The sequence below is a fragment of the Parabacteroides sp. B2-S-102 genome (assembly GCF_023656665.1).
Lineage (GTDB): Bacteria > Bacteroidota > Bacteroidia > Bacteroidales > Tannerellaceae > Parabacteroides > Parabacteroides distasonis.
The window spans coordinates 21067-35080 of record NZ_JAMOKM010000028.1; the positions used below are offsets into that span (position 1 = coordinate 21067).

Below are 14014 nucleotides of genomic sequence, written 5' to 3' on the forward strand. Positions count from 1 at the left end.
ATACTAATAGTTTTATAGGTCTATGACAAAACAGAAGAAATTTTTAACCTGTGATGGTAATCAGGCCGCTGCTCATATCTCGTATATGTTCAGCGAGGTAGCCGCGATTTACCCCATCACTCCGTCGTCTACAATGGCTGAATATGTAGATGAATGGGCTGCAGCCGGACGTAAGAATATTTTCGGCGAGACTGTAATGGTACAGGAAATGCAATCAGAGGGTGGTGCCGCAGGTGCTGTTCACGGTTCATTGCAAGCTGGTGCCTTGACAACAACCTACACTGCTTCTCAAGGTTTGTTGCTTATGATCCCTAATATGTACAAGATCGCCGGTGAATTGCTTCCTTGCGTTTTCCACGTATCCGCTCGTACATTGGCTTCTCATGCGTTGTGTATCTTCGGTGACCATCAAGACGTGATGTCTGCCCGTCAGACAGGTTTCGCCATGTTGGCCGAGGGTTCCGTACAGGAGGTTATGGACTTGGCCGGTGTCGCTCACTTGGCTACGATCAAGTCTCGTGTGCCGTTCGTGAACTTCTTCGACGGTTTCCGTACCTCTCACGAGATCCAGAAGATCGAGGCTTTGGAGAATGAGGACTTGGCTCCGCTTATCGACCAGAAGGCCTTGGCTGAGTTCCGTGCCCGTGCCTTGAACCCGGAGAGACCGGTCGCTCGCGGTATGGCCGAGAACCCGGATCATTTCTTCCAACACAGAGAATCTTCCAACACGTACTACGAGGCAGTTCCCGCTATCGTAGAAGAATATATGAACGAGGTATCCAAGATCACAGGCCGTAAATACGGTTTGTTCGATTATTACGGAGCTGAGGACGCTGAGCGTGTGATCATCGCCATGGGTTCTGTTACGGAGGCCGCTCGTGAGGCTATCGATCACTTGATCGCTAAGGGCGAGAAGGTAGGTTTGGTATCCGTTCACTTGTATCGTCCGTTCTCCGCTAAGCATTTCTTGGCTGCCGTGCCTAAGACCGCTAAGCGTATCGCCGTATTGGATCGCACGAAAGAGCCGGGTGCTAACGGTGAGCCGTTGTATCTGGACGTAAAAGACTGCTTCTATGGTCAGGAGGATGCTCCGGTTATCGTAGGTGGCCGTTATGGTCTGGGTTCTAAGGATACGACTCCGGCTCAGATCCTGTCCGTATTCGAGAACTTGGCGTTGCCGATGCCGAAGAACCAGTTCACGATCGGTATCGTGGATGACGTTACTTTCACTTCTCTGCCTCAGAAGGAAGAGATCGCCTTGGGCGGTGAGGGTATGTTCGAGGCTAAGTTCTACGGTTTGGGTGCCGACGGTACGGTAGGCGCTAACAAGAACTCGGTGAAGATTATCGGTGATAACACGGATAAATACTGTCAGGCTTATTTCTCTTACGACTCTAAGAAATCCGGCGGTTTCACTTGTTCTCACCTGCGTTTCGGTGATCATCCGATCCGTTCTACTTATTTGGTGAATACCCCGAACTTCGTGGCTTGCCACGTTCAGGCTTATTTGCGCATGTACGACGTGACTCGTGGTTTGCGTGAGAACGGTACCTTCTTGTTGAATACCGTTTGGGGCGCCGAGGAGTTGGCTAAGCACTTGCCTAATAAGGTAAAACGTTACTTCGCTCAGAAGAATATCACTGTATATTATATCAACGCTACACAGATCGCCTTGGAGATCGGTTTAGGTAACCGTACCAATACGATCCTCCAGTCCGCTTTCTTCCGTATCACGGGTGTTATCCCTGTAGACTTGGCTATCGAGCAGATGAAGAAATTCATCGTTAAGTCTTACGGTAAGAAGGGCGAGGACGTGGTTAACAAGAACTACGCGGCTGTAGACCGTGGTGGCGAGTACAACCAATTGACGGTTGATCCCGCTTGGGCTAACCTTCCGGATGATGAGGCTGTCGTAAACAACGATCCCGCTTTCATCAACGAGGTAGTTCGTCCGATCAACGCTCAGGATGGCGACTTATTGAAGGTTTCCGCGTTCAAGGGCATCGAGGATGGTACTTGGGCGCAAGGAACCGCTAAATACGAGAAACGTGGCGTGGCCGCTTTCGTTCCGGTTTGGAATGAGGCGAACTGTATCCAGTGTAACCAATGTGCTTACGTTTGTCCTCACGCTTCTATCCGTCCGTTCGTATTGAACGATGAGGAGCAGAAGGGCGCTAGCTTCGCTATGTTGGACGTGAAGGCTCCGGCCGCTATGAAGGGTATGAAGTTCCGTATGCAGGTAGACGTTCTCGACTGTCTGGGTTGCGGTAACTGCGCCGATATCTGTCCGGGATTCAAGGGCAACAAGGCTTTGTCTATGGTTCCGCTGGAAGGCCAGTTGGCTGAGGCCGATAACTGGAACTACTGCGTGGCTAACGTTTCTTCTAAGCAAAACTTGGTAGACATCAAGTCTAACGTGAAGAACTCACAGTTCGCTACTCCGTTGTTTGAATTCTCAGGCGCTTGCTCCGGTTGTGGCGAGACTCCGTACGTGAAGTTGATCACCCAGTTGTTCGGCGACCGCGAGATGGTGGCTAACGCTACCGGATGTTCTTCTATCTACTCCGGTTCTGTTCCTTCCACTCCTTATACTACGAACGAGAAGGGTCAAGGTCCTGCTTGGGCAAACTCTTTGTTCGAGGACTTCTGCGAGTTCGGCTTGGGTATGGAATTGGCGAACGAGAAGATGCGTAAACGTTTGGAAGGCTTGTTGCAACAGATCACTGTGGGCGAGCATGCTCCGGCTGAGGCCAAGGAAATAGCTGCCGCTTGGATCGCTAACCAGAACGACGCCGAGAAGACGAAGGAATTGGCTCCGCAAATCATGGCATTCGTTGAGCAAGGCATCAAGGAGGGTTGTCCGGTTTGCGCTCAGATCAAGGAATTGTCTCACTTCTTGGTAAAACGTTCTCAATGGATTATCGGTGGTGACGGCGCTTCTTACGATATCGGTTACGGTGGTTTGGATCACGTGATCGCTTCCGGCAAGAACGTAAATATCTTGGTATTGGATACGGAGGTTTACTCTAACACGGGTGGTCAGTCCTCGAAGGCTACTCCGGTGGGCGCTATCGCTAAGTTCGCCGCTTCCGGTAAGAGGGTACGTAAGAAAGACCTTGGCTTGATGGCTACTACTTACGGTTACGTATATGTGGCTCAGATCGCTATGGGTGCCGACCAAGCCCAGACATTGAAGGCGATCCGCGAGGCCGAGGCTTACGACGGTCCTTCATTGATCATCGCCTACGCTCCTTGTATCAACCACGGTTTGAAGAAGGGTATGGGTAAGTCGCAAGCTGAGGAGAAAGAAGCCGTAGCATGCGGTTACTGGCACTTGTGGCGTTACAACCCGGCTTTGGAGGCAGAGGGCAAGAATCCGTTCACCTTGGATAGCAAGGAGCCGGATTGGAGCAAGTTCCAAGACTTCTTGAAGGGTGAGGTTCGTTTCGCTTCCGTAGCTAAACAATATCCGGCTGAGGCCGCTGAGTTGTTTGCCGCCGCCGAGGAGAACGCTAAATGGCGTCTGCGTAGCTACAAACGTATGGCTGCCGAGAATTGGGATGTAGAATAATAAGAACAGAAGTGAAAATATGGGGGTGTGGTAATATTTAAAAGCCACACCCTTTTTGTTATAGAACGATATGTCTTTTTTTGAAAGTATAAATAGACTTTATAATGATAATGAATTTGATTTTTTAGATGTGTTAAATGAATCAATTCATGTGTCGGATTTAGTGCTAAATTGGCCAGAACCCAATAGTAGCGTTCTATATGGAATTCATACAGGAGCTTGTTTTTATAATCATAAAAATAGGATGTTCGAAATTATTTATGATCTATCAAATGATAGATGTGTATTTCAAGCTAAGAGAGAAAAAGTGAAATATCCGATAGGGTTATTGATGAAATACAATAATATAGAAAGATGTTATATCCATACAAATAGATGGTATCAAGCTTATAATGATAGTTCCAATCAATTTATAGAATCAAAAGAGTCTCATCCTGTTATTAATAATAATGTCGTTGATGTAATAAGAATTCAGAACTTCGTTATAGATAACTTTTGTATAATTACAGATGCTGATATATTTCGTTACTCCTTCTATCCTAAAAGAAATTATCGTTTTTTTCAATCAGTAGTATTTAAGCAATATGTTAATGTTGAAGATGAAATTATAGCAAAAAAGGTTATACAAGAGTGGCAGAATAATTTTTTTAAAGACAGACAGTATGAGTCTGAAGATGGTGAAATAAGATATAGAACTGATGATTTATTGCTGGTTTTTAGGGAATATTTAAATATGGGAAGAAAAATAGATTCTTATATTAGAGAGAATGACACTTATGAGAATTGTTTTTATTTTAAAGTATTAGAAGAATATGTGGTGTTTCTTAAAAAAATCGGTATAATATTAACATTGGAGATTTTAAATGAGTTTGTGGAAGAATGTAGAAAAGAATCGTCACAATATTCCCATTATTCGTTATTACAGATGTTTTATTATCTGTTTTATAATAGGAATGGTGAAATTAGTGAATCAATATGCTGTCTGTTTAATAAATGTCAAAACAGGAAGGAGGCTCCTAAATTTTGTGTTGATATAAATACTACCTATAAAATAACGGGACGATTTTTGAAGTTGGCTTTTTTGTCTTGGAAATTTCGTGTAAATAGTTAAAATAAAGACGGTGTCTCCGGAAACGGAAGGCACCGCTTTTTTATGGGGTGGATGGGAATTTTACACGTATACTAGCATAGGCTTACACATATAGTGACGTAGAGCTATACATAAGGCAGTACTGACCTGCACTATCGTATGTGTAAGCCTGCGCTACCGTATCTACACGTTTGCATGAACGTTCTGCAATTATGCACGAATGTATCTACAAGCTTATACTATCGTATGCGCGGTTTGTCAGAAGACCGGGATCGAATAGACCAGCCCCAGCGATATGCGGTGTGTATCCGGCTCTATGGCTCCCATTCGCGTGGCGGCTTTCTCTAGGATAACGCCCCGGTAGGTGTATAGGACGAATACGAAAAGGTCGAGTTGCTTGAAGGGGAAGAATTCCACGCTACTCTGCGCGTTCCACGAACGGCGGTACATCCCTTTCCGGAAATCGCCGTTGCCCTTGTACACCCGGGCGGTCTCGTACGCCCCTTTCACGTAAACGTTCCATTGGGGGTGGACACGGTAATCCACGTCGCCGATAATCGATAGGTATTCGGTGTTCATGGCGGTATGAGGCGTTCCGGGCAGACGGCTGACGACCCCATGCTGGTCGATCCCTTGGCGGGTGTACATAACGTCGAGGTACGTTAGCAACGGGCCTTTCTCATAGGTATTGCCACAGGTGAAATAGTAGGAGTAGCGCTTGCGGGTCTGCTGCCCGACGGCGGTGGCGTAACGCAGTTGCAAGGTCTTGTCCAGATAATAGCTATTCCAGTTGACCGTGTACATAAAGGGTATCTTGGCCTTGGCGGTACCCTCGGGAAGTCCGGTAGGGTAGATGTCCTCATCGTTACCGTTGCGGTTATTCACGATCTGGAAACAAAGCTCGTGGTCCGGGTTGACTTGCCAGTTGCCCGAGATACCGGCTTGGTAGGCGGTCAGTAAATTATTGAACTCGCTAAACTCTCGTACCCGGATGGAATTGACGTAATACTCGTATCCCCCGAAATTAACGAACTGCTTGCCGATCGTGAAATTGAGATTATGCCGTGCCTTTAGGTTCACGTAAGCCAGCTCGAGCGAGGAGGAGAGGTTGTCGAGCGAATAGGGATCGGAGTATTTGTTGAACGACTGCCGGTAATGATACCCCAGCCACTTGCCTACATCCCCCTTGATCTCCAGCCGGACACGGTTCAGCTTGAAGTTCATACCGTCTAGCTCCTTTCCGACAAACTCAGCGTTGGCCGAGGTGAAAAGCTGGAAGTTCATCTCGGCGCTATTGATCTTGATCTCTCCGTTCGATAATCGTTCCACGAGTGTAGGTTCCCCGTTATTCTCCCGAAGGGTCTCTTGGGCCGTCAGGCTGGCGTTCGTGGCTAGACAAAGCAAGAAAAGTAGAAAATGTTTCCTCATACGATAGATTTAGTTGGTAACAGCCTACAAAAGTATAAAAAACGTCTTAACCAAGATACGTTTAAGGGGATGAAAATGGGTGTTTAGGGGATGCGGACTTTCGTGCTATCCGCATCCCGAGGTGTATACGCTTTCTCTAGCCTCCGTCTAGAACCTCAATTGAGAATTCAATTCCGGGAACTGCGCTTGATGCCAATACGGGTAGATCGGGGTCGTCTGGCTTGCCATATCGAGGCGCTTCACCTGCTCCGGGCTGAGGCTCCAGCCTACGGCCTCTAGGTTCTGCCTTAGCTGCTCTTCCGTGCGGGCACCTATGATAAGGCTGCTTACTGTAGGCCGTTGCAATAACCAGTTCAAGGCGCATTGGGCTACGCTATGCCCGGTCTCCTCGGCTACCTGTTCCAATACCTCCACGATGTCGTACAGGCGTTCGTAAGAAGTAGCCTCGTCAGGTATCGGGCTTCCTCCGCGAGCGACACGCCCGTCCGTCGGGATCGGGTTATTCCGGCGGTACTTCCCGCCCAGACGTCCGGCGGATAAGGGGCTCCAGATAATGGCGCCCACCTTCTGGTCGATGCCTAGCGGCATCAGTTCCCACTCGAACTCCCGGTTCAGCAAGGAGTAATAAACCTGTTGGGCCACGTACCGGCTCCATCCATACCGCTCCGATACGGAAAGCGACTTCATTAAGTGCCAGCCGGAGAAGTTCGAGCAAGCGATATAACGGACCTTCCCGCTCGTCACCAAGTCGTCCAAGGCTCGGAGTGTCTCCTCTACCGGGGTATTCGCATCGAAACCGTGCATATGGTAAATGTCGATATGATCCGTGTTCAATCGTCTCAGGCTCGCCTCGCACGCCTGTATCAGATGGAAACGGGAAGAACCGATGGCGTTACGGCTCTCCGGGCTGAGGTTGAAAGTCGCCTTCGTGGAGATCAAGAGGCGATTCCTCAATCCGTGGATCGCCTTTCCCAAGATTTCCTCGGAAAGACCGTTGGAGTAGACATCCGCCGTATCGAATAGATTCACCCCGGCGTCCAAGCAAAGATTGACCATACGGGTAGCCTCTTCCACCTTGGTATGTCCCCAACCTTCAAAACCATTCGTGCCACCAAAAGTAGCCGTACCTAAACAAAGTGCCGGAACGTATAATCCGGAACCTCCTAGTTGTCTGTATTCCATAAAAAACTATATCTATTATTTGATGAAGGAAATGAAAATACAAATGTAACAAATAAAGTGTATCTTTGTCATTAAAAGAAGATAATAGGTATAAGTATGATTAAGGCAGTATTTTTTGACATTGACGGTACGTTGGTAAGTTTCAAGACGCATAAACTACCGGACTCCACGGTCCGGGCCTTGGACCTGTTGCGAGAAAAGGGAATCAAGGTTTTCATCGCTACCGGCCGCCAGTTGCAATCTATCAATAACCTCGGGACGCAAGAGTTCGATGGCTATGTTACCTTGAACGGAGGATATTGCTTGGCCGGAAAAGATAAGGTTATCTATAAACATAATATCCCGGCGGGGGATATAGAGGCGTTGATCCGCTATCAAGAGAATGAGGAGGCGTTCCCGTGCGCCTTGGTGGAGGAAGATGGGATTTACCAGAACTACGTGGATGATTCTGTGCGACAGCTTTACGACATGCTAGACTTCCCTCATCCTCCCTTGCGTCCTTTGCGTGGCAACGGGGGTAAGGAAGTATACCAGCTGATAGCCTTTTTCTCTCCCGGCCATGAAGAACGTATCATGTCCGTCTTGCCGCATTGCGAGGCTACTCGCTGGAACCCGTTATTTGCGGATGTCGTGCCGCGGGGGAGCAGTAAGGCGGTAGGGATCGATAAGATCATCGAGCATTACGGGATCTCGCTCCACGAGACGATGGCTTTTGGCGATGGAGGCAACGATATGGCCATGCTTCGCCACGCCGGGATCGGGGTAGCCATGGGTAACGCCGGCGACGAGGTGAAAGAGGCGGCGGATTACGTGACCGACTCCGTAGATGACGATGGTGTCATGAACGCTTTAAGACATTTCGATGTTATATGAATAAACAGTTTAATAACGCTAAATCACAAACGCTATGATTGATGAATTGGTAAGCTATAATCGTGAGTTCGTAAAGAACAAGGGGTATGAGAAGTATATCACGAATAAATATCCCGATAAGAAGATCGCCATCGTGTCTTGCATGGATACCCGGCTGACCGAGTTGCTACCCGCCTCCTTGGGCATCAAGAATGGAGACGTGAAAATTATAAAGAACGCAGGGGCGATCATATCCCACCCCTTCGGAAGCGTTATCCGGAGCTTGATGGTGGCGATTTACGAGCTTGGGGTTGTAGAGGTAATGATAATCGGGCATACCGATTGCGGAGCCAAGCACATGAATAGCTCCGAGATGATCGAAAAGATGAAAGAGCGGGGAATCCCGCAGGAACGAATAGATATGATCCGATATTGCGGTATAAACTTCGAGTCGTGGTTGCGGGGATTCGAGACCTCCGAGGCTTCCGTGCACGAGACCGTGGAGCAAATTCGGAATCATCCGCTGATTCCGTCGGATATAACGGTAAGAGGGTTTGTAATAGACTCTGTTACAGGCGAATTAACGCCGGTGGAGTAATCCCCGGCGTATTTAGACTTATTTGCATAAGTCATAAATAATCGAAAAAATGAAATATTTTATTATGTTCTACAACATTGTTTCGGATAAAATGGTTATCTTTGTAACGAATTAAGAAAGAAAGATCGTTTTAGGATTATTTATTAACTGGCTTTCCAAGCGTGGGAAGCGTAAAACAAAAAGATTATGATGATGAGAGAAAATGAGAAAAGCCTTCGTGCTTTAGCGATGTTGCGTTATCAAGCAGATCGTTACCAGTCAGCTGGCAATGGTGCCATGAGTCAGCGATTAAACGCTGAGATCCGTCGCCTTATGAGCGAAATGAGTGTAGATGCGGATAAGAACTAAAAGACCGCGTCTTTTTAAGTAAAGAATTAAAGTAAGAAATAAATTAGATGTCATCTCTTACCTCCGTTCAAAACGGAATGGTGAGAGATAGGAAATGAGGATTACCTTTGGCGATACGGCCGGGTGAGCCTTTTTTTTGTGCCCTTTCCTTTCCTCCTCCTTCGCGTATCAGGGAAATTACTTATATTTGTGGATGAAAAAGCTAAAACAATAATCATTTGAACACAAAAACGATGAAAAAAGCAGGATTACTCTTAATGTCGCTGGCATTAAGTACGGCTCTTTGGGCGGAAAGTCCGGAGAAGAAAGGTTTGGACGTGATAAATAGATCGACCGCCGAGGCGCATATCGGTTTCTTGGCCGATGATGATCTGGAGGGCCGTGAGGCCGGTTTCCGTGGAGGCCGTATAGCGGGCGATTATATCGTGGCGAACCTGAAATCATTGGGTATCGACCCTGTAGGAGACTCTTATTACCATCCGTTTGAGGCTTACCATATGGAACGCCAGAAGAGAGGGGCCCGCTGGCAGGTGCAGCCGGATTCCATAGCGGCTATCAAGCAAACCGGTGTTTTCCAGAAACTTTCCTTGAATAATATCTTGGGTAAGATAGAGGGCAAGAACCCGAGTGAGATCGTGATCGTCGGCGCTCACTATGACCATCTGGGTATCGACCCGATGCTGGATGGCGACCAGGTCTATAACGGGGCGGACGATAACGCCTCCGGAGTCTCTGCCGTTTTGCAGATAGCGAGGGCTTTCCTTGCCACGGGCCAGCAACCGGAGCGAACCGTTATATTCGCTTTCTGGGACGGTGAGGAGAAAGGGCTTCTCGGATCGAAAGCCTTCGTTCAGTCTTTTCCAGAGATAAAGAACGTGAAAGGATATTTGAATTTCGATATGATCGGCCGTAACAATAACGAGGCGAAGCCTACCCATGTGGTTTATTTCTACACAGAGGCGCACCCTGCTTTCGGCGATTGGCTGAAGAACGATATCAAGAAATACAACTTGAATCTGGCACCGGATTATCGTCCGTGGGATAACCCGGTAGGAGGGAGTGATAACGGTTCCTTCGCAAAGATAGGTATCCCTATTATCTGGTATCATACCGACGGGCATCCGGATTACCATCAACCGAGCGACCATGCCGACCGGATTAATTGGGACAAGGTGGTGAATATCACGAAGGCCTCGTTCCTTAATATGTGGTATATGGCGAATGAGAAAGATTTTTAGAGATTATACGTCTTTTTCAATAGAAGATATCTAATAAAAGTAAGTTAACTTCATCGGCGAAGTAAGTTAACTTACTTTGGCATTTTAATTAACTTACTTTGCCGATGAAGCTGGCTTGCTTTTATATTCTGAAAAAACGCTTGAATTACTGTAATTTCATATCTTACCGCAGATACTTAGTTCTACATGAACTCAAGTCGATTTTAACTTAAAATCGTTTATATTTCTAATTTTATATTGTAAAACATAAAAAATAAGGGAGGATTTATTTAATTATAATAACACAATGTAATGAATATTTCATATCTTTGCCTCCGATATAAAATGTGCTAGGTATTTTGGCGCCAACTAAATAAAACAACTTCTACTTAAGAAAAGTTCATGTAGGACTCCGATAGTTAGCCCATTTTTTATTTGAACTTAATTACGCTAGAACTCAGGAGTGAGTGTATGTATGTGAATAATTTTAAAAGACAAATGTTTCGCCAAGACATTGTCTAATTATTTATCAATAAAACCATCAGTTATGTTGAAAAACTTTAAACCTGTCAGCTTAATTCTATGTGCGGGTGCGTTATGCTTCTCGGGAAGCATGTATGCCAACATCGCACCTGTTGAGCAAGGTACCTCTATCTCCCAGCAAAACGGGAAAGTAACAGGTACAGTGGAAGATGATTTCGGCCCAGTGACCGGAGCGTCTGTTGTCGTGAAAGGAACGTCTAATGGAACGATTACCGATATGGACGGTAATTTCACCTTGGATGGCGTCAAGAATGGTGATGTAATCCAAATCTCATTCATTGGTTACTCCACCATGGAGCTTACGTATACCGGTAAGCCGGTAGGCGTTATCAAATTAGCGGAAGACACCCAGAAATTGGATGAGGTCGTGGTTACGGCCTTGGGTATCAAGCGTGAGAAGAAAGCGTTGGGATATGCTACGCAAGAATTGAAAGGAGACGAACTTGTAAATGCACGGGAAAGTAATATTGCGAATGCGTTATCTGGTAAAGTATCGGGTTTGCAGGTAGTTCGTTCTAGTAGTGGCCCTGGCGGTTCTTCAAAAATTGTATTGCGTGGTAATAATTCATTAACTGGATCTAATCAGCCGTTGATTGTTGTCGATGGTATTCCAATGGATAACTTTACTGGAGGAGTTGATGATGCTTGGGGTAATAGCGGCGTGGATATGGGTAATGGTTTGTCAGATATCAACCCGGAAGATATCGAATCCATGAACGTGTTGAAAGGAGCTTCAGCCGCCGCGTTATATGGTTCTCGTGCAGGTAATGGCGTAATTTTGATTACGACGAAATCGGGTAAAAAGCAAAGTGGATTAGGTATTACTGTAAATGCCGGAGTTACAGTGGAAAGCATGTTTTTGAAACCAGAATTACAGAATACGTATGGTCAGGGTACAAATGGCATATATAATGTGAAAGACCGTTCAAGCTGGGGGCCTGTTGCCGATGGTTCCGTAACAATTGATCGCTGGGATGGGCAGAAAGTCCAGATGTATACTTATGATAATATAGATGCTTATTTCCAGAAAGGAACTTCATTCAATGAAGGTGTATCTTTTCAGCAGAGCTATGATGGGACGGCGGTATTCGCCTCAATTAATCGCTCTGATGATAAGGGCATCGTTCCGGGTGCATCATTAAATAAAACGTCTCTTACTTTGCGTGGAACAAGCGAGTTCGGTCCGGATAAAAGATGGAAATTAGATGCAAAAGCCAACTATTTAAATAATAACGCAAAGAATCGTCCAATCCAAGGTATTAACCAATCGAATGCCTTTAGTACGATCTATAATTTACCACGATCGCTGGATATTAGGGATCTGGAGAACTGTTTGGACGAAAATGGAAATATGATTTGGTGGGATACCGAGAGTACTCCCCAAGAAAATCCGTATTGGATTAAAGATTATAGAACAAATCAAGACTCTCGTAATCGTTTGTTAGGTACAATTTCTCTTTCTTATAAGATAACGGACTGGTGGAACCTCGAGCTAAAAGGCGGTACGGACTATTATACGACTACGACTACAAATAAGGTATATTCTGGTGGTAATGTGAATCCGAAAGGGCGTTACTCTGAGAAGTCGGAGACTTTTTATGAGAACAACTATAGTTTCTTGACTACCTTTAAGAAAGATAACCTTTTTAGCAAGTTTGGTGGTTTTGTGACCGTGGGTGGAAACTTGATGATGCAACGCCGTAAGAAATTAGAGGCTGGTACGGGTGATTTATTGATCCCGAATCTATTTGCGATGTCTAATGCCGCTGACAAGAATAATATGACGCATACATCTGAAGATGTACAGCGCAAGATGAATTCTATTTACGGTTCTTTGCAAATGAACTGGGATGGCTGGCTGTTTATGGATATTACGGCTCGTAATGACTGGTCTTCCACTATGAGTAAAGAAAACCAATCTTATTTTTATCCTTCGGTTAGCTTATCTGGTGTTATTTCAGATATGGTGGAAAAGGTTGGCGGTACAATGCCGGAATGGATGAGTTTCGCTAAGGTTCGTGCTTCTTATGCGGAAGTAGGTAATGACCTTGATCCATATCAATTGTATACTGTATTCAAGGTTGATAAAGATCCAAATGGTAACCCAACTGCAGCTCTAGGAACTACTTTATATGATTCTTCTGTACGTTCAGAGTTGATTAAATCTTGGGAAGCCGGTATTGATTTGAAGTTTTTCAATAATCGATTAGGTATTGATGCGGCTTGGTACAAATCTAATGCTACCCGCCAATTGCTAGATTTGGCAATGGATCCATTTTCTGGTTATTCCAAACGTAAGATCAATGCAGGTAATATTCAAAATTCAGGTGTGGAATTAATGCTTTATGGTACTATTTTGCAGAATCCTAGAGGCTTAAATTGGGAAACAACATTGAATGCTTCCTTCAATAAAAATAAAATCATAGATTTGTATGAAGGAGTAAATGAATATGGCATCAAGACTTTTGATGATTTAAAGATTGTAGCCCGTACGGGTAGTTATTATGGCGATATTTATGGTAAAAAATTCCAACGTGTTGAAAGTGGGGAACATGCTGGTAAAATTATTGTAGATGCTCAAGGTTTACCATTAGTTACTTCAGATGATTATTATCTGGGGAATCAACAGCCTGATTGTATGTTGGGATGGACTAACTCGTTCTCTTATAAAAATATTTCTTTGAGCTTTTTGATTGATGCTCGTATTGGTGGAAATATTTACTCAGCGACCACTGCTAATTTGTACAAGGCAGGTAATGCCGCAGGTACCGTTATAAATGGAACCCGTGAGGAATTTGTAGTTCCGAATTCAGTGACTTCTGATGGAAATGGTGGTTATACGGCAAATTCTAATGCTGTTACTCCTGAATTGTACTGGGGACGTGCTGCCGGAGGTAATATCGGTGTGGGTGAGGCATTTTTATATGATGCTACTAATATTCGTCTACGTAATATTACCGTTGGTTATGATTTTGAGAAAAAATGGTTAGAGAAAACCCCATTACAGAAAGTACGTGTATCATTCGTGGCGAATAACGTTTGGATGATTGTAAATCATTTGGAAGGTATTGATCCGGAATCTATTTCGGCTACAAATTCCAATGCTACTGGTTTTGAGAATGGGGCAGCTCCGACTTCTCGCTCTTTCACATTTAATGTAACAGTTGGTTTCTAATAAGAAAGAT

Annotated in this window: 9 protein-coding genes; 7 read left to right on the top strand and 2 right to left on the bottom strand. The window is 45.3% G+C overall.

Features of this window, described 5'->3' with window-relative positions:
• Window positions 1-22: 22 nt before the first annotated feature.
• Window positions 23-3571, top strand: a complete 3549-nt coding sequence (gene nifJ / locus NBH07_RS21005) for a pyruvate:ferredoxin (flavodoxin) oxidoreductase (protein ID WP_009017099.1) — start codon at window positions 23-25, stop codon at window positions 3569-3571.
• A 70-nt stretch (window positions 3572-3641) separates the two neighbouring features.
• A complete protein-coding gene (locus NBH07_RS21010) occupies window positions 3642-4682 on the top strand; it encodes a hypothetical protein (RefSeq protein WP_009017100.1) in 1041 nt (346 codons plus the stop codon).
• Window positions 4683-4919: 237 nt separating this feature from the next.
• Here the strand turns inward: NBH07_RS21010 and NBH07_RS21015 are convergent, their stop codons facing one another.
• Together NBH07_RS21015 and NBH07_RS21020 are read right to left on the bottom strand one after the other, a co-directional pair.
• On the bottom strand, window positions 4920-6089 hold the full coding sequence (locus NBH07_RS21015; RefSeq protein WP_009017101.1) for a porin: 1170 nt from the start codon (window positions 6087-6089) through the stop codon (window positions 4920-4922).
• A gap of 147 nt (window positions 6090-6236) precedes the next feature.
• Window positions 6237-7271, bottom strand: a complete 1035-nt coding sequence (locus NBH07_RS21020; protein WP_005858283.1) for an aldo/keto reductase — start codon at window positions 7269-7271, stop codon at window positions 6237-6239.
• 96 nt (window positions 7272-7367) lie between these two features.
• Between NBH07_RS21020 and NBH07_RS21025 the strand changes: the two genes are divergently transcribed.
• From NBH07_RS21025 to NBH07_RS21045, 5 genes are all read left to right on the top strand, one after another.
• Window positions 7368-8144 carry a Cof-type HAD-IIB family hydrolase gene (locus NBH07_RS21025; RefSeq protein WP_009017102.1) on the top strand — a complete coding sequence of 259 codons (777 nt, stop codon included), beginning with the start codon at window positions 7368-7370 and terminating at the stop codon, window positions 8142-8144.
• A gap of 34 nt (window positions 8145-8178) precedes the next feature.
• Window positions 8179-8721, top strand: a complete 543-nt coding sequence (locus NBH07_RS21030; RefSeq protein ID WP_005858279.1) for a beta-class carbonic anhydrase — start codon at window positions 8179-8181, stop codon at window positions 8719-8721.
• 186 nt (window positions 8722-8907) lie between these two features.
• Window positions 8908-9069 (top strand): hypothetical protein, encoded by a 162-nt coding sequence (locus NBH07_RS21035; RefSeq protein ID WP_005858277.1) that lies wholly within the window; start codon window positions 8908-8910, stop codon window positions 9067-9069.
• A gap of 233 nt (window positions 9070-9302) precedes the next feature.
• Entirely contained in the window at window positions 9303-10307 is a 1005-nt protein-coding gene (locus NBH07_RS21040; protein WP_039848584.1) for a M28 family metallopeptidase, read from the top strand.
• A gap of 526 nt (window positions 10308-10833) precedes the next feature.
• Window positions 10834-14004, top strand: coding sequence for a SusC/RagA family TonB-linked outer membrane protein (locus NBH07_RS21045; protein ID WP_005866145.1), 3171 nt, complete (start codon window positions 10834-10836; stop codon window positions 14002-14004).
• Window positions 14005-14014: the final 10 nt, after the last annotated feature.